Source organism: Bifidobacterium phasiani (genome assembly GCF_019331775.1).
Taxonomy (GTDB): Bacteria; Actinomycetota; Actinomycetes; order Actinomycetales; family Bifidobacteriaceae; genus Bifidobacterium; species Bifidobacterium phasiani.
In genome coordinates this window covers 16,262-32,272 of sequence record NZ_JAHBBD010000027.1, presented here as the reverse complement: position 1 = coordinate 32,272, position 16,011 = coordinate 16,262, and the positions used below count along the sequence as shown (strand labels likewise).

Here is a 16,011-nt window from a genome sequence, read left to right as displayed (position 1 = left end):
AGCCACTCGACCCCACCCGCAACTACCAACCCATCATCCCCCACCCCAACCGTCAACCATGACCCAGGACAGAAGTAAACCATGCCCCAAGACACCCGACAACCATGCCCCAAGACATTACAAATCCCTCTTGTTGGTCTTAGGCTGCACCGTACCGTACCGTGGTACGGTACGGAATCCGGACCCTTGGAATTCCGCCATTCTTGATTATGCACCGTACCGTACCGTGGTACGGAATCCTCAAACGGGCGCCGGTAGGCTGCTGTACCGTACCGCGACGGGCATCGTGTTCTGTGGAGACGATGCCGGGGCCGCAGTGTCGGGAATCGCGGTATCGGGAATCGCGATGCTCGGCGCGCGCTGGATGTGCACAATGTGCTCGACGACCCGGGCGGGGATCGCGACACTCAGGGCATAACGTTTGGAGGCGTGCGGCGCCTACGTCCCACCCCGTCCGCGCCCCAATCGTCCGTCCGCGCCCCAATCGCCGGCCCGCACCCCGAACCGCTCACAACCCGAACCGACCGTCAGCCTGCGCGGCGAACACGAACTTCGCGCCCCTCGCCAGCAGCTCCCGGGCCACGGCGAACGCGAACTCGGCGCGACTGTGCCTGGTGGCGAGATTGTCCGCGTTGATGCAGATGACGATCCACCCCTGCCGTCGCAGCATCTCGCGCTTCTCCTGGTCGCGGCGCCACTGCGCCCTGTCGGTGCGGTGCTGGTCGCCGTCGTATTCCACGGCCACACGGCATTCCGGCCACGCCATGTCCAGCGTCACCGGGGCCCCGGAACGGAATGCGAGCCCCGGGACCTGGTGGTTCGTCTCCGGGCACGGCACCTGGTGCCCGAGCAGCGTCAGCCGCGTCTTGGTCTCCTGCGGCGACGCGACGCCGGTCGCCACATGGGGCAGCGCCGCCGCGCACGCGACCTTGCCCATGAATCGCGGTGCGTGCTCCACGTAGGACCGGAGCGTGCACAGCGCCTCCTGCTGGTCCGTGCGGTCCGGAGGCGTGGCCACGATGGCGTCGGCCAGCGCGATCAGCCCGTAGGCCGGCACGTGCATGGCGAGCTGCGCCCAGGCCTGCACCGGTGCCAGGGCGGCGACGTCGGGGTTGATCCTGACCGGCGCCACGGTATCCGCCTGCTTCCAGACGTGGCAGTGGATGCCGGGGCCGCGCAGCCGGCTCCTGCGGTCGGCCGACGTCACATGCTTCATCGACGGATCGAGGTCGCAGCCCTCCGGGAGGGGGATCGCCTGCAGCTCCAGCGCCGTGGTCATGCCGAACAGCAACGGCCGCCCGGCCGACCGGGCCAGCGCGGTGCATTCCGCGATGGCGTGCCGTCGGCGGTCGACCAGGGCGGTTCCCATGGGGGCGGTGTCGTTCATGGCTCGACTTTACCCGTCGCCGGACGTGCGCGCCGGCGGACCCGGTAAAAATGTGGATTTGTGTACAACCCGCGCCGATCGCGCCCGATTGTGGACATCCGCCCCCGCTTCACGGCCGCCGCCCAATGACCTCGCGCGATGCTAAGGTGAACCACGTCCGCGGGCCCGCCCCGCGGGCGAGTCGCAGTAACCTCACGGCGGACGGGCGCCCGCCCGCCAAACCAAGGAAGTAGAGAGAAGCAGAGAGTCATGGAGAAGTTCTTCCATCTCAAGGAGAACGGCACGACCGTGTCGACGGAGGTCCTCGCCGGCCTGACGACGTTCTTCGCGATGGCCTACATCATCGTCGTCAACCCGCAGATCCTGAGCCAGACCGGCATGCCGTGGGGCGGCGTGTTCCTCGCCACCATCATCGCGGCGATCATCGGCACCCTGGTCATGGGCCTGTTCGCCAACGTCCCGTACGCGCAGGCCGCCGGCATGGGCCTGAACGCGTTCTTCACCTACACCGTGTGCTTCGGCCTCGGATTCACCTGGCAGGAGACCCTGTGCATGGTGTTCCTGTGCGGCGTCATCAACATCATCATCACCGTCACCAGGATCCGCAAGATGATCATCAAGTCGATCCCGCCGATGCTGCAGCACGCCATCGGCGGCGGCATCGGCCTGTTCGTGGCCTACGTCGGCATGCTGAACGTCGACCTCATCGTGTTCACCCCGGACGCCGAGACCACCTCCGCGGTCGGCGCCACCCCGGGCCTGGCCTCCTTCGCCGATCCGACGCTGTGGCTGTTCCTGATCGGCCTGGTGCTGGCCATCGCCTTCACCGTGCTCAAGGTCAAGGGCGGCCTGCTGCTGGCCATCGCCATCACCACCGTCGTCGGCATCCCGCTGGGCGAGACCACGATGGCCAACTCCGTCTCGATCGCCGACACCTTCGCCCAGCTGCCGCAGACCTTCGGCGCGATCTTCACCGCCGAGGGCTTCCCGGCGCTGTTCTCCGACCCGGCTCGCCTGCCGCTCGTGCTGGTGACGATCTTCGCGTTCTCGATGTCCGACACCTTCGACACGATCGGCACGTTCATCGGCACCGGCCGCCGCACCGGCATCTTCTCCGACGAGGACGAGAGGTCGCTGGAGTCCGGCCACGGCTTCAGCTCGAAGATGGACAAGGCCCTGTTCGCCGACTCCATCGCCACCTCGATCGGCGCCATCTGCGGCACCTCGAACACCACCACCTACGTCGAGTCCTCCGCCGGCATCGGCGCGGGCGGCCGCACCGGCCTGACCTCGGTGGTCGTGGCGCTGTGCTTCGCCGTCTCCGCGTTCCTGTCGCCGGTCATCTCCGCGGTGCCGTCCGCCGCGACCGCCGGCGTGCTCGTGATCGTCGGCTGCATGATGGCCTCCAGCCTCAAGGAGATCGACTGGAGCGACATCGCCGAGGCGATCCCGGCGTTCTTCGCGGCCGTGTTCATGGCCTTCTCCTACTCGATCAGCTACGGCATCGCCGGCGGCTTCATCACCTACTGCATCGTGATGACCTGCAGGGGCAAGGCCAAGCAGGTGCACCCGGTGATCTGGACGGTCGCCGTGCTGTTCATCCTCGACTTCGTGCTGCAGGCCGTGCTGGTCTGACCCGCACCCACGACACGCCCGGGTTGCGCGCCGTCGCCCCGGGCGTGTATCTTTTCGTATCTGTAAACCACAGACCGTTGGTTGGAGCGTGCATGCGCTCCCGAAGTTTGGTTCGCCAAGCCAGCGCAGGTTGAGAGATATAGGGCCGCAAGGTCCGTGCAAGGAAACTTGCGGATGTATGTTGCTCTGCCTGCGCGCAGGGCTTTTTTCATGCCCGGCGGGGCGTTCCGGAGTCAACGGCCGACTTAGGAAGGAACGCCATGAAGAGGCCCGAAAAGGAAGCGGTGGTCGCTCAGCTTACGGAGCAGTTCCGTAACGCTGACGCGGTCTACCTGACCGAGTACCGCGGGCTTACCGTTCCGCAGATCTCCGATCTGCGCGAAAAGCTAGGCCGCGATACTTCCTACACCGTGGCTAAGAACACGCTGGCTCGCATCGCCGCCAAGGAAGCAGGCATCGAGGGCCTCGACGAGATTCTCGCCGGCCCGACCGCCATCACCTTCGTGAAGGGTGACTTCATCGAGGCTGCGAAGGTCATCCGTGACTTCGCCAAGGACAACAAGGCTCTGGTCATCAAGGGTGCCGCCGCCGACGGCACCGTCTACGATGCCGAGGGCGCCAAGAAGCTGGCGGATCTCAAGTCCCGCCCGCAGCTGCTTGCCGAGTTCGCCGGCGATGTCAAGGCGACGATGGCCAAGGCCGCGTATCTGTTCAACGCCCTGCCGACCAAGGCCGTGCGTACGATCGATGCGCTGCGCGAAAAGCAGGAGAAGGCCGCCTGAGCCGCTGCGGTTCGCCGCACGGGTCGGTACGACCCACCGATAACAGAACAACAAGGTTTATAGGCCGGCGGGCCCCACTTCAACCGCCGCCAAGATTGAAAGGAAGCCATAATGGCTAAGTACACCAATGAAGAGCTGCTCGAAGCTTTCGGTGAGATGACCCTCGTCGAGCTCTCCGAGTTCGTGAAGGCCTTCGAGGAGAAGTTCGACGTCGAGGCCGCCGCTCCGGCCGCCGTCGCCGTCGCCGCCGCTCCGGCCGCCGCCGCCGAGGAGGAGGAGAAGGACGAGTTCGACGTCATCCTCTCCGCCGTCGGCGACAAGAAGATCCAGGTCATCAAGGCCGTGCGCGCCATCACCTCCCTCGGCCTGGCCGAGGCCAAGGCCCTCGTGGACGGCGCTCCGAAGCCGGTCCTGGAGAAGGCCAAGAAGGACGACGCCGAGAAGGCCAAGGCCCAGCTGGAAGAGGCCGGCGCCACCGTCGAGCTCAAGTGATCGCCGCGGCTCCGGCCGCACGTCACGACGCTTCGGGAACCCCGCCATGCGCATCCGCATGGCGGGGTTCCCGCGTTTTTGTCCCACGTTACTGCCTTGCGTCGTCTTGCGTCGTCGCCCCGCGTTCCGCCCCCGCATCGCGCGGCTCCCGTCCGCGCCCCGGTCCCGGCGGCCGCGCGCCCGGGCGGGGATAGACTGGAACAATGGCGCACCTCATCAGCTTGCATCCCGTGGACCCGGGAGAGAAGTACCGTCAGATGACCGGCCAGCCGGTCCGCCCGCTGATCTTGAGGCTGTGCCTGCCCGCGGTGATCTCGAACCTGGTGACGACCGCCTACAACCTGACCGACACCTACTTCATCGGGCGCCTGGGCACCGCGCAGTCGGGCGCGATCGGCATCGCGTTCTCGATCATGACGGTGCTGCAGGCCATCGGCTTCTTCTTCGGCAACGGCACCGGCAACTCGATGAGCCGCGAGCTGGGCAAGCGCGACAACGAGCGCGCCGCCCGGCTGCTCGCGGTCGGCTTCTGCGGGTCGGTGACCTGCGGCCTGGCCGTGGCCGTGCTCGGGCTGCTGACGCTGCGCCCGCTGGTCCTGGCGCTGGGGTCGACCGCGACGATCGCCCCCTACGCGGTGGCGTACCTCACGCCCATCCTGGTGGCCGCCCCGATGGTGTGCGGCTCGTTCTCCCTGAACGGCATGCTGCGCTACCAGGGGCAGTCGGCGTTCGGCATGATCGGCCTGGTCTCCGGCGCGCTGCTGAACTTCGCGCTGGCCCCGGTCTTCATCTTCGCGCTCGGCCTGGGCATCTTCGGCGCGGGGCTGGCCACGGCGATCTGCCAGACGGTGAGCTTCGCGATCCTGGTCACGATGAGCGTGAGGTTCGGCGTGGTCCGGCTGGATCCGCGCCGCTGCCGCCCGGACGTGCTGCTGTGCCGCGAGATCGTCGGCGGCGGCCTGCCCTCGCTGATCCGCCAGAGCGCCGGATCGGTGGCCACGACCTGCGTGAACATCGCCGCGAACCCGTTCGGCGACGCGGCGATCGCCGGCATGGCGATCGTGATGCGCGTCATGCAGGCCGTCAACTCGGTGCTGGTCGGGCTGGGGCAGGGCTTCCAGCCGGTGTGCGGGTACAACTACGGCGCCGCGCTGTTCGCCCGCGTCAAGGAGGGATACTGGTTCTGCGTGCGGCTGGCCACGGCCGTGCTGCTGTGCATCGCCGTGGGCGTGGCCGCGCTCGCCCCCGTCATCGTCGAGGTGTTCCGCTCCGATCCCGACGTCGTCGCGGTCGGCACGCTCGCGCTGCGCATCCAGTGCTGCACGGTGGCGTTCACCGGGTTCAACATGATCTCCAACTCGATGCAGCAGACGATGGGCAAGACCGTCGTGGCCTCGTTTCTGGCGCTGTGTCGCCAGGGGCTGTTCCTTGCCCCCATCGTGCTGGTGCTTCCCGGGTTCATCGGGCTGCTCGGCGTGCAGTTGGCGCAGTCGGTCTCGGACGTGTGCACGTTCCTCGTGACCATCCCCCTGCAGCGTCGCGTGCTCGCCGAACTGGGCCCCGGCAATGGGCGGAAGTTGTCAATTCCCCGTACGATAATCCGCCATCTCTCGGGGAAACATGACACAATGGCACATAGTGCGTGAGTGCACGGCGTGTGAAAGGAAGGCCAGCCGGTGATTGACGGTCAGCGTGTGGTGCAGCAATGGATCGTGAGGGTCGACGGCGTCGACCTCGGGTATGTGGAGCCGGGGGAGCGCGTGCAGATCGGGCGCAAGCCGCTGCGTCCGCTGGTCGACGAGGGCGTCCGCCGGCTGGAGGTGCAGGACGCCACCCGCTCGATGTCCAAGCGCCATGCCGTGTTCAGCGTCGCGGACAACGGCGCCGCCTCGCTGCGCGACCTGGACTCGACGAACGGCTCCTACGTGGTGCGCGAGAACGGCGAGCTGATGCGCATCCCGGGCGGCACGGACTTCCTGCTGCCGACCTCGCCGATGCGCCTGCAGCTCGGCGACGTCCCGGTGGACTTCATCCGCGTCGAGCGCAACGACGAGCGCGGGCTGCACGTCCCCGACCTGTTCGGCTACGCCCTGTCGGACGGGCGGCAGGAGCCGGACGCCGCCGACATGTCGGTTGACGACATCCTCGACCTGCGCGCCGGCGAGCCGACGAGCATGTTCGACGCCGACCAGGTCAGGCACCGCGCGGGCGAGCTGAACATGGCCGAGCTGCGCTCGTACCGCCCCTACGGCTTCGGCGAGGGGTCGGTGCCGCTCAACGTTATGCCCACGGCTGAATCGGACGACGCCTCCTCGCGCGACCTGTTCGCCGACGCGCGCGCCGGGTCCGAGACCCCTGCGCAGGAGCCCGCCGACGGACCGGCGGACGGTCCGGGACCCGGCGCGCCGGACATCCCCATCGCCGAGCTGGTGACGACCACGATGGACACCCCCGCGGTGCACGAGTCGCTGCCCTCCGCGCAGCCGTCCTCGCCGTCGAGCGACGCGATGCCGTCCGTCGGGTCGCCGGAAGCGCGGCCCGATCCCGTGGACGCGGCCGCCGAATCGCCGCTGGCCGCGTCGGCCCGGTCGGAGACGCCGTCCGACGACGCGGCGCAGGCGGCATCCGTCCGGTCCGACGGGCAGGACGGCGCCGCGACTGCGCAGCCGGCGGAGGCCGCCGGGGGCGCGGCGTCCGCGGAACAGCCGCAGACGCCGCAGACCGAGCCGGAACGGCTGGAGGCCGAGCCGGGGCAACCGCGGACGGCGCAGTCCGAAGCCGCGTCGGACGGCGCTTCGACGGCCGCCGGCGCGCCGCAGGACGTGGCCTCGGAGCCCGCGGGCGATGCGGGGCTGGTGTTCGCGCCGATGGACGGGACCGTCGCCCCGGACGACGACCACGCGCGCTACGCCCGCCCGCAGGAAGGCGGGGAGCCGTCGGCCGCCTACACGCCGGCGTTCGAGCCGGGCTCGGTGTTCGACCGCGTCTCCAAGGGCGAGTTCGCCAAGGCCGAGCCGTCCGTCGAGGTCGGCGGCCACACCTCGGACGAGGCGAAACGCACGGAGGACTTCGGCGCGCAGTACGAGATGGCGCGCCATCCGCAGCTGCTGCCGTTCCTGGCCATGAACCCCTCGTTGTACGATGACCTGTACGAATGGTTGGCGGCACAGGGGGACCGCGACGTCGACGCCGCGCTCGCCCGCAACGAGGGCTACCAGGAGTACCGCAAAGCGGTAGGGAAGTGAGGGAGGCATGAGCGAAGCCACATCGCAGGTCGGCGGGGCGCTGGACCGCATCCGCCAATGGCGCGACCAGTTCCGCACGACACTGGCGCCGTCCCCGCTGGAGGACGTCACCCAGCTGGCGGCCCAGCTCGACATGACCCACGCCCATCCGTCGGGTCTGGCGCAGCTGTTCGCCAGCGGCCAGGCGCCGCTGGACTCGCTGTTCCGCGACAACGGCATGCTGCGCGCGGCCGGCCGCCGCGTCGAGCGCGTGCTCGACGACCAGGCGGCGAAGGGGCGCGTCAGCGGCATGGCCGAGCTGTCGCTGGTCGTGGGCGTGGCGACGTGGAAGGGCAACCAGATGCCCGTGCTGCTCTACCCGGTCGAGGTGGTCCGCTCCTCCGACGCCAACCCCGACGGCACGACCATCCGCTTCACCGGGCGCGTGCGGCTGAACAGCGCGTTCGTGACCCACCTGCGCGAGGAGCACGTCACGCTCGACGAACGCGACCTGTTCGACGGCTCGCACTACGCCAGCGGCACCCCCGAGACCTCGGCCGTGTTCGCGGCGATCACCGACCGCGCCGCCGAGGCGTTCCCGGACTTCGCGATCGAGCGCCACATCATCCTCGGCTGCTTCTCCGACCCCGCGACGCAGATGCTGGTCGAAAGCCAGCGGATCGTCGACGGCCTGGAGCAGGGCTCCACCGGCAACGGCCTGCTGGACGCGCTCGCCGGCGACGAGGCGGCCGCCGCCGCGCTGCGAGGCGCGGACCTGCCGGAGTACAGCCCCTTCGACGGCGACCCGCACGCCGAGTACGAGGTCGGCGACGTCGACAACACCGTGCGCCACGCGGCGAACCTCGCGGCCGCCGGCCACTCGATCTTCGTGGACGCGGGCGCCGGGTGCGACACCGCCGACCAGGCCGCCGCCGTCGCCTCGCGCTGCGTGATGAACGGCCGCTCGGTGCTGTACGTGCCGTGCGTGGCCGACCAGAAGCGCCGCTTCACGCAGGCGATCAACGCCAACGAGATGGGCTCGCTGATGCTGGACGTCTCCAGCCCCACCGCGAACGCCGACATCGACCGCCAGCTGATCGCCGCGGTCGGCTTCCAGCCCGGCGTGGCCACCTCGCGCTTCGACCAGCTGTCCGACGAGCTGGTCGGCGTGCGCTCGCGGCTGACCCGGTACCTGGGCGACCTGCACGGCGTGAGCGAGCAGTGGGGGGTGTCGGCGTACCAGACGATCCAGAACCTGGCGAGCATCGCGGAGCTGCCGACGCATCCGGCGACCCGCATCCGCCTGAGCATCGACGCCGCCAAGACGCTCAACGGCCACCTGGACGAGTGGTCCGGGAAGCTGCGCCGCGCCGGCGAGCTCGGCGAATACACGATCGGCCCCGACGACACCGCCTGGTACCACGCGTGCCTGACCAGCGAGGACGACGCGGTGACCGCCTACCAGCGCGTCGTCGACGTGCTGCTCAAGCTGCTGCCCGCCACCCGCGAGCAGGTGACGAGCACCGTGCAGACCTGCGGGTTCCCGGTGCCGAACACCGCGCAGGAGTGGGGGCGCCAGGTCACGGTGCTCAAGAACCTGCGCCGCGTGCTCGACGTGTTCCAGCCGGAGATCTTCGAACGCGACATCGCCTCGATGATCGAGGCGAGCAAGCCCAAGGCCCAGCGCAAGGCCGAGGGCACCACGATGGGCTTCTGGGAGCGCCGCCGCCACATCAAGGAGGCCAGGAGCCTGCTGCGCGTCGGCGCCCAGGTCGAGGACCTGCACGAGGCGCTCAAGGTGGTGGCCCGCCAGGCCGAGCAGTGGCACCTGTTCGTGCCGCACGGCGGCTGGCCGGTGCTGCCCCCGCGCCTGGACGACATCGTCGAGACGCAGGAGGCGCTGGAAAGCAACCTCACCGCGCTCAACGCCGTGCTCGCCACGACCCCGCAGGGCGGCGACCTGGAGGCCGTCGACCTCAACCAGGTCGAGGAGCGGCTCAAGGCGCTGTACGACGACCACCTGGCGCTGGACACGCTGCCCGAGCGCTGCCGGCTGGAGCGCGAGTTCCAGGAGGCCGGCCTGACCCCGCTCGTCGACGACCTGCACAACCGCCGGATCGACGTGGACGCGGTGGACGGCGAGCTGCAGCTGGCGTGGTGGACGACCGTGTTCGAGGACATCGTGCGCTCCTCGGCGATCATCTCCAACCAGGACGGCTCGGCGATGCAGACCGCGGCCGAGCGCTTCGCCCAGGTCGACGTCGAGCACGTGCGCTCGATCGGCCCGATGGTCGCGCAGGAGTCGATGCGCCGGCTGTGCGACATGCTGTTCGCCCGCACGCAGGAGGCGAACATGCTGCACACGACGCTCGCCGGCCGCTCCCGCGTGCCGCTGAGCCGCCTGCGCCACGACCACCCCGAGATCCTCGCGGCCGCCAAGCCGATCCTCGTGGCCACGCCCGCCGCGCTGGTCACGGTCACCGACCCGGCCCCGCTCGCCGACGTGGCGCTGATCGACGCCGCCGCGCACATCCCGCCGATCGAGCTGCTCTCGATCCTCTCGCGCGCCCGGCAGGTCGTCGTCTTCGCGCACCGCGAGACCGTGACCTCCGAGGCGGTCAAGGACCTGATCGGCATGCTGCCGTGCGTGCAGACCAAGCCGCGCCCCGCGCGCCGCGCGCCGCGGCTGACCGCGTTCCTCGAATCCGAGGGGTACGGCACGATGTCGTACGACGTCGCGTTCGGCGGCGTCCAGGGCGAGGTGCGCTTCCACCGCGTCGAGGCCAACGCCGTGCCGGTCATGTCCAGCGGCCTGGTGGAAAGCAGCCAGCAGGAGATCGACGAGGTGGTGCGCATCATCACCGAGCGCGCGGCGAGCTTCACGATCGTGCCGGCCGGCTACACGCTGACCGTCGTGATGCTGACCAGCTCGTTCCGCACGCGCCTGGGCGCCGAGCTCAAGTCGCTGGCGACGAAGAACCAGTCGATGGGCCGGTTCCTGCGCCACGTCAGGCTGGTGGACATCGACGAGGTCGCCGGCGCCTACGCCACCGACGCGATCCTGTCGCTGAGCTTCGCGAAGACCTCGCACGGACGGCTGCTGCAGCAGTTCGGCGAGGTGAGCTCGCAGGGCGGCCGCGGCATGCTGCTGGACGCGCTCGCGCTGCCGGACCGCCATCTGGACATCGTCTCGGCCTTCGGCTCCGAGGACCTGGAGGACGACCGCCTGCACCAGTCCGGGCCGAAGATGCTCAAGGTCATGCTGCAGTGGGCGGAGTCCCTGGACGGCGTGCCGGTGCGCCCCGAAACCGCCGACCACGGCGACAACGTGCTGTTCAACGACCTGGCCGAGCGCATCCGCGCCCGCGGGCTCAACGTGGCGGTGAACTACGGCTTCGACCGCGGCCTGCGCATCCCGCTGGCCGTGGGGCTGAACGACCGGCCGTTCGCGCTCGCCGTGCTCACCGACGACACCACGTTCATGAGCATGCAGTCCACCCGCGAGCGCCACCGCGTGCTCATGCAGCAGCTGCAGACGCTCGGCTGGTCGGTGATGACCGTGTGGAGCGTCGGCGCGTTCGTCAACCCGGAGAAGGAAGTCGACCGCATCCTGTCGCGCCTGAGCGAGATGTACCAGGAGAAGTCATGAGCCAGACCGAACCCACGGAGGGGTACTCGCCCGAGCGCCGCACCCCGCGCCGCCACAGGCGCGTGGTGCGGCAGGGCACCGAGCTGTTCGACGCCGACGGCGTCAAACTCGAGCCCGGCGACATGCAGACCGAGCGCCAGCGCGAGGCGGACGACGACCGCCGCATCCTCGGCGAGCTGCCGCCGCACTGGGCCGTCTTCAACGAACCGCGCGGCTAGCCGCGCCGGCGGACCGATTCTCAAGGGCCGTGCATCCCGGCAATCCGGGCGCACGGCCCTGTTGTTGTGGGCCCCACGCGCCCGACCCGATTCCGCCCCGTCCGGATGCCGCCCCGCGGGCCTTTGCGTGCTCCGCGCGTGCGTGGGGCGGCGCGGTGCCGCGCCGCCGGCCGATCCGACGCGATTCGCATGCCAGGGGACGGCGTCGTCGGATGTCGCGACGGCCATGATCATGCCGCGATCCTGCATGGCCATGACGCGGACCGCGTCGTCGGCCGGCATCGCGAACGGCACGCTGGCGCCGCCCATGTCGTCGTCCCGCGCCCGGTCCATGACGACCGCCGCCGCGGCCAGCGTGCACGCGCGCAACGCGCCCGCGTCGCCGGCCCCGCCGCCGGACGGCGCGTAAGGCTCCTGCGGTGTGGCCGTGCCGTTCTCCATGCTCGGGTCGCCGGATGGTTCGCCGCCCGGTCCCGTCCCGCCTGGTTCCGACCCGTCCGTTCCGGTCGCGTCCGACGGGCCAGGCGCGGCATCCTGCGGCGTGCAGTCGCCGCCGGTCATCAGGCTGACGACGTCGCCGGGGACCAGCCGCTCGGCGTCGCCGGTCAGGCGCACGTCGACGACCGCCGACCCGGGCGGCGCCACCGGGGAGGCCCGCGCCATCGCGGGGAACAGCGGCGTGCCCGCGGGCACATCCACCTGCAGCACCAGGCCCGCCACCTCATCCGCGGAACCGAACGCGGCGTCCAGCGCCGCGGATGCGGGGAACCGGCGCACCTCGACGTCCGCGCCGGCCACCACCCGGCCGCGGTCCAGATCGGCCGCCGCCACGGCGACGGCGCACGTGCGCACGGACAGCGCCACGCACTGCAGCGCGGCGAACACCGCGATCCCGACGGCCAGCGCGGCCGCCCACCGACGGCACACGGCCGCCAGCCGGCGGCGGCGCAGCGAGTCGGAACGCCGGCCGCCGGATTGGCGGCGCCCCGGCATGGCATCAAAAAAGCCCATCATGCCAGCATGATGGGCCATACGCGCTCCGGGCATCCAGTCCGGTCGGGCATTGTGGTCGAACGGAACCGGTTATCCACAACGCCCGGCGTGTCGCGTCACTCCGACTTGGACTTGGACGCGCCGTCCGTGCGGTAGAAACCGCTTCCCTTGAACTCGATCGGGACGGCGGAATAGATCTTGCGCACCTGCTCCTGCCCGCACTCCGGGCAGACGGTGATCGGGTCGTCATCGAACGACTGGCGCTCGGTGAAGTCGTACTCGCAGTTCTTGCAGCGGTAATGATAGGTAGGCAACGGTTATCCTCCACAACGTCTCGGGAAGCCGGCTGCGGCCGGCCCTCACACACCGTACATATCCTAGTCGGCGCCGTGACAGCGCGGCCGCCATGTTCCCGTCGGCATAACCCGCGCGGGAGTAAGCGCCGCGTCGACCGGCGCATCGTGCGGCTCGCGCGGCAGCCGGTCGACGCACTCCCACGGCCAGCACACCGCGACGACCCTGGCGTGCGCGGCGCGGCGCGCCAGCGCGCGGTCGTACCAGCCCCCGCCCCGGCCGAGCCTCGTGCCGGCGGCGTCCACGGCGAGCGCGGGGACGAGCACAAGGTCCGCTTCGGCGAGCGCGTCCGGGCCGAGCTCGGTCGCATCGGCCCCGGCCCGATCATCGTTCTCGTGCCGGCCGTCGGCTGTGGTCCCGTCATCGGCTGCGCCCCGGGCGTCGCCCGCCGCATCCGCGCCGCATCGCCGCGTCGGGCGGAGCCGCCGCCAGGCGACGTGCGTCATCGAGGCGGGGACGATCACCCGCACGCCGGCCGCCAGCCAGGCGTCGATCAGCGGCGTCGTGTCGATCTCCCCGCGGATCGGCTCGAACGCCGCGACGGTCGGCGCCCGACGGCCGGAGGCGCCCCGGCCCGCCGCTTCCTGCGGTGCGGCGCCGGACGCGCCCGCGTCGATCGATCCGGCGTCGGTCAAACCTCTATCGACCAAATCTGCGTCGGGCGACCCGGCGTCGGCCCAACCTCTATCGGCCAAACCTGCATCGGGCGACCCGGCATCAAGCAAACCTTTGTCGGCCAAGCCCGTGCCGGGCGATACGGCGTCAAGCAATCCCGCGTCGCGCGCCCGCGCGAGCAGCGCGATGCCCGCGGCGCGCGAGCGTTCCGGCGTGATGCCGCGCCGGCGGTCCAGCAGGGCGCGGCGCAGGGCGGTTTTCTCGTTCATCCCCGCCGTTGTACCACGTCCGGCGTATCGCGCCGACCCACCCGCCCGGCCTCGCCGGGCGCGAATCGGTGAGCCCGGCGCAACGCGACCGGTCGTGGCGTCCGGTCCCGCAGGGGGGGGCGGGGATATCGCGAGGGCTTACGGCGCGGGGCGGTCGTCGGCCCGGTCCGGCCTCGCAGGGTCGGGATTCGCCGCGCCCGGCGCAACGCGTCCGGCCGGGCGTCCGGCGCGCCGGACGGCGGCGCTGAGCGAGAATGGCAACGTGTCTGTTTTCCATACGCTGTGCGAGACGCTGCGTCCCGCGTCCGAGAACGCCATCCGCATGCCGGAGCGCCTGGAGTCGCCCGTCGGCCTGCGGCTGCGCCCGCTGAGCGCCGACGACGCCGATGAATGGAACGCCGTGCGCTGGCGCAACGACGCCTGGCTGTCGCCGTGGGAGTCCGGCGACCCGATGCGCGGGGCGACGCTGACGTTCAACGGCTGGATCCAGCGGCTGCGGCGCAACGAGCGCGAGGGGACCGGCGTGGTGTTCGCGATGGAGCACCGCGGCCGGATCGTCGGGCAGATTTCACTCGGAGCGATATGCTACGGCGCGATGCGCACCGGCGTCGTCGGCTACTGGGTCGACGAGGGGTGCGCCGGACGCGGATTCGCGCCGCTGGCGGTCGCGATGCTGGCCGACTGGGCGCTGGTCGACCCCGACGGGCCGCGCCTGCACCGCCTGGAGATCGCGATCCTGCCCGAGAACGCGCGCTCGCTGCGCGTGGTCGGCAAGCTCGGCGCGCACCGGGAGGGGATCCGTCCGAAATACATGTACGTCAACGGCCGGTGGCGCGACCACGAGACCTTCAGCCTGCTCGCGGAGGACGCCGGCGAGGGGTTCGCCGCGCGGCTCCTGGCCCGACACGCCCGGAAGCAATAGCGCATGTCGGAGGAAAGTCACCTATCCTTGTGGGTTATGGGTTACGAATCGCTGAGCACCGTCGTCGTGCTGGTGATCGTCGTGATCGCATTGGCCGTGTGGCTGCCGAAACGTACCGCCAACGGCATGGAACGGGTGAACGAGCACCGTGAGGACCGCTACTCGCCGTCGATGCATCTGGTGGATGCCGACAGCGGCACGAGGTTCTCGGATGTGCATACGCCACAGGCGAAAGGGGCCATTATGCAGTCAGCACGGTCGCATGGCGCGGTGCCGTCACCCGAGCGCATCGCGGAGGTGCGCCGGCTGCGCCGCGCGGCCATCCGTCGCCGCCGTATCATCGTCGTCTCGCTGCTCGCCGTCGTCGTGGCGGTGCTCGCCCTGTCCTTCCCGCTGCGCTTCAGTCCGCTGTTCGCCCTGATTCCCGCCGTGCTGCTGGGGGTCGTGCTCGCGCTGGGGGCGCGGGCCTCCCGTCACGCGCGCGCGTGGGAGCGCCGGGTCGCCGCCGCGCGCGCGAGCGCCGCGAAGCCGTCCGCGCCGCCGCGGGCCGAGAACCGCGCCGCGTTCGACGTCGCCGCGGACCGTGACGCGCAGGACCGGTCGTCCGGCATCGTCGCCACCACCGGCGTGGTGACCTCGGAGGTGCCCGACGGGCAGTCCGCGCCCACCGACGTGCTGGAGCAGCGCGAGATCCGCCGCGCCCTGCGCGACGCCGAACGCGAGCAGGCCGAGGCCCTGGCCCGCCGCAAGGAGCGCCGCCGCGAGCATGACGCCGCGATGGCCGCGCAGGCCGCCGACGACGCGCGCCCCGTCGCCGCGGAACCGGAACCCCAGCCGGAGCCGTCGGCCGCGCAGCCGCAGGAGGCATCGGCCGAGGCCGCCGCGCCGTCGCAGGCCGAGCCGGACGGCCATGCCATCGCCGTGACCGACATGACCGCCGAACTCAGCAGCGTCACCCCGGCGCGCGCCATCGACGCGTTCGACATGGCCACGTCGCAGGACCTGATCTCGTTCTCGCTCGGCGCCCCGCGCGACGGCTTCGACGTCGCCACGGCCGAGCCGCAGAGCCTGGAGATCCGCTCGACCAGGCAGGTGGCCAAGGCCGTGCCGGTGCAGGAGCCGGAGACCCCGGTCGAGCCCGTGGTGGTCGAGCATGCCGACCGGGCCGAGACGCGCCCCGCCGGGACGCCGGAACCGGCCGCGGCGCCGGAGCCGGCCGCCGAGCCGGAGGGCGCGCTCAACGACGCCGTGACGTTCCACGAGCACGAGGTCGAGGCCCAGGTCGACGCCCCGGAGGCCTCCGACGACTCGCTGGGCACCGGGCTCGAGGCGATCCTGGCGCGTCGCGGCGCCTGATCGACGGCGTTTCCCGGCGGTTTCACTCTCAGCGTTAGCACTCGAGTTGGCAGAGTGCTAACAATCGCGCTACGATGTGTCCTAGCGCGAAGGGACGGCGCCGCAAGTGTTCGTC

11 protein-coding genes and 2 pseudogenes are annotated in these 16,011 nt (G+C 70.6%); 9 read left to right on the top strand and 4 right to left on the bottom strand.

The window, feature by feature from the left end; all coding sequences use genetic code 11:
- Window positions 1–508: 508 nt before the first annotated feature.
- Window positions 509–1,387 (bottom strand): endonuclease domain-containing protein, encoded by an 879-nt coding sequence (locus tag KIH73_RS09545; RefSeq protein WP_219082919.1) that lies wholly within the window; start codon window positions 1,385–1,387, stop codon window positions 509–511.
- 249 nt (window positions 1,388–1,636) lie between these two features.
- Between KIH73_RS09545 and KIH73_RS09540 the strand changes: the two genes are divergently transcribed.
- The 7 genes and pseudogenes from KIH73_RS09540 to KIH73_RS09510 all read left to right on the top strand — a co-directional run bounded on the left by KIH73_RS09540 (window position 1,637) and on the right by KIH73_RS09510 (window position 11,387).
- Window positions 1,637–3,022: an NCS2 family permease gene (locus KIH73_RS09540; protein ID WP_219082917.1), complete on the top strand. Its 1,386-nt coding sequence runs from the start codon at window positions 1,637–1,639 to the stop codon at window positions 3,020–3,022.
- A gap of 260 nt (window positions 3,023–3,282) precedes the next feature.
- On the top strand, window positions 3,283–3,804 hold the full coding sequence (gene rplJ, locus KIH73_RS09535) for a 50S ribosomal protein L10 (RefSeq protein ID WP_219082915.1): 522 nt from the start codon (window positions 3,283–3,285) through the stop codon (window positions 3,802–3,804).
- A gap of 111 nt (window positions 3,805–3,915) precedes the next feature.
- The gene (gene rplL / locus KIH73_RS09530; protein ID WP_219082913.1) at window positions 3,916–4,296 is read left to right on the top strand and encodes a 50S ribosomal protein L7/L12; all 381 of its coding nucleotides are present in this window, start codon (window positions 3,916–3,918) and stop codon (window positions 4,294–4,296) included.
- A 203-nt stretch (window positions 4,297–4,499) separates the two neighbouring features.
- Window positions 4,500–5,852, top strand: a pseudogene (locus tag KIH73_RS09525) (MATE family efflux transporter); the annotation flags it as partial.
- A gap of 141 nt (window positions 5,853–5,993) precedes the next feature.
- Complete coding sequence (locus KIH73_RS09520) at window positions 5,994–7,541, top strand: variant leucine-rich repeat-containing protein (protein WP_219082930.1); 1,548 nt, start codon at window positions 5,994–5,996, stop codon at window positions 7,539–7,541.
- 7 nt (window positions 7,542–7,548) lie between these two features.
- Window positions 7,549–11,169 (top strand): helicase, encoded by a 3,621-nt coding sequence (locus tag KIH73_RS09515; protein ID WP_219082911.1) that lies wholly within the window; start codon window positions 7,549–7,551, stop codon window positions 11,167–11,169.
- Entirely contained in the window at window positions 11,166–11,387 is a 222-nt protein-coding gene (locus KIH73_RS09510; protein ID WP_219082928.1) for a hypothetical protein, read from the top strand. The genes KIH73_RS09515 and KIH73_RS09510 overlap by 4 nt, the downstream gene beginning before the upstream one ends.
- 672 nt (window positions 11,388–12,059) lie before the next feature.
- On the opposite strand, the pseudogene KIH73_RS11005 reads toward KIH73_RS09510, so the two are convergent.
- From KIH73_RS11005 to KIH73_RS09500, 3 genes and pseudogenes are all read right to left on the bottom strand, one after another.
- A pseudogene (locus tag KIH73_RS11005) lies at window positions 12,060–12,380 on the bottom strand (SAF domain-containing protein); the annotation flags it as partial.
- Window positions 12,381–12,496: 116 nt separating this feature from the next.
- A complete protein-coding gene (locus KIH73_RS09505) occupies window positions 12,497–12,694 on the bottom strand; it encodes an FmdB family zinc ribbon protein (RefSeq protein ID WP_219082909.1) in 198 nt (65 codons plus the stop codon).
- A gap of 63 nt (window positions 12,695–12,757) precedes the next feature.
- Window positions 12,758–13,618: a 5-formyltetrahydrofolate cyclo-ligase gene (locus KIH73_RS09500; protein WP_219082907.1), complete on the bottom strand. Its 861-nt coding sequence runs from the start codon at window positions 13,616–13,618 to the stop codon at window positions 12,758–12,760.
- 322 nt (window positions 13,619–13,940) lie between these two features.
- Between KIH73_RS09500 and KIH73_RS09495 the strand changes: the two genes are divergently transcribed.
- Window positions 13,941–14,540, top strand: coding sequence for a GNAT family N-acetyltransferase (locus KIH73_RS09495; protein WP_219082925.1), 600 nt, complete (start codon window positions 13,941–13,943; stop codon window positions 14,538–14,540).
- Between the two features lie 36 nt (window positions 14,541–14,576).
- On the top strand, window positions 14,577–15,896 hold the full coding sequence (locus KIH73_RS09490) for a hypothetical protein (protein WP_219082905.1): 1,320 nt from the start codon (window positions 14,577–14,579) through the stop codon (window positions 15,894–15,896).
- Window positions 15,897–16,011 lie beyond the last annotated feature (115 nt).

Bases quoted from the DNA above. Each gene is read 5' to 3' on its own strand.
- KIH73_RS09545 (WP_219082919.1), bottom strand. From the start codon at position 1,387: ATGAACGACACCGCCCCCATGGGAACCGCCCTGGTCGACCGCCGACGG.
- KIH73_RS09540 (WP_219082917.1), top strand. From the start codon at position 1,637: ATGGAGAAGTTCTTCCATCTCAAGGAGAACGGCACGACCGTGTCGACG.
- rplJ (WP_219082915.1), top strand. From the start codon at position 3,283: ATGAAGAGGCCCGAAAAGGAAGCGGTGGTCGCTCAGCTTACGGAGCAG.
- rplL (WP_219082913.1), top strand. From the start codon at position 3,916: ATGGCTAAGTACACCAATGAAGAGCTGCTCGAAGCTTTCGGTGAGATG.
- KIH73_RS09515 (WP_219082911.1), top strand. From the start codon at position 7,549: ATGAGCGAAGCCACATCGCAGGTCGGCGGGGCGCTGGACCGCATCCGC.
- KIH73_RS09510 (WP_219082928.1), top strand. From the start codon at position 11,166: ATGAGCCAGACCGAACCCACGGAGGGGTACTCGCCCGAGCGCCGCACC.
- KIH73_RS09500 (WP_219082907.1), bottom strand. From the start codon at position 13,618: ATGAACGAGAAAACCGCCCTGCGCCGCGCCCTGCTGGACCGCCGGCGC.
- KIH73_RS09495 (WP_219082925.1), top strand. From the start codon at position 13,941: ATGCCGGAGCGCCTGGAGTCGCCCGTCGGCCTGCGGCTGCGCCCGCTG.
- KIH73_RS09490 (WP_219082905.1), top strand. From the start codon at position 14,577: ATGGGTTACGAATCGCTGAGCACCGTCGTCGTGCTGGTGATCGTCGTG.